Source organism: Campylobacter sp. CNRCH_2013_0855, from assembly GCF_025773025.1.
GTDB lineage: Bacteria > Campylobacterota > Campylobacteria > Campylobacterales > Campylobacteraceae > Campylobacter_D > Campylobacter_D jejuni_C.
In genome coordinates, this window is sequence record NZ_JAKMTE010000068.1 from 1 (window position 1) to 618 (window position 618).

The window sequence follows — 618 nt, forward strand, 5'->3', positions numbered from 1 at the left end:
TTTTAATCTATCTAGTTTGTGTTTTTTATAAATAAATTCTAATCTTTCAGGAGAAAAATAATAAGGTGCATTAGGATAGCCTTGTGGAGGAGTTAAAACTGCTAATTTGGCTTCTAGTATCATGGATTTCATGGTTAATTTTGCCGAATTTTCACTTCTTTCATTTCTAATATCTACATCATAATTAGTTTTCATTCCATTTCTATAAGCATACATTTTTTGATCAAATTCCCACCTACTCTCTGGAGTAGAATCTATATCTCTTGGATCTTTTAATTTACCTTTTAAAACATCATCATCTAAAGCCCTGATAATTCTACCTGTTTCATCATGTGTTATTCTGTATTTATTCACATCAATAATCCAATCCACTCCTATAAGTTCATCCAAAAAAGGAAGCATACCAAATTCATCATAAGGAGGATTTTTAGAAAAATCTTTTAGCATTTTCTCTCTTAAAGCATTAGTATGGCCTCCACCTGCTAAGGCTACAGAAGAAGAATAAGTACTAAGTTGGTGTTCTAAAGAAGGTTGATATCCTAGTTGTGCTGCTAGAAATAATGCTTGATAAGCTCTAGTAGTAAATCCTGTTTTCCATAATCCTCCTCCACCTTTTGC

The 618-nt window shown here is 31.9% G+C and carries 1 pseudogene; it reads right to left on the bottom strand.

Annotation, left to right across the window (positions count from 1 at the left end):
- A pseudogene (locus L8X40_RS08470) lies at nucleotides 1-618 on the bottom strand (hypothetical protein); the annotation flags it as partial.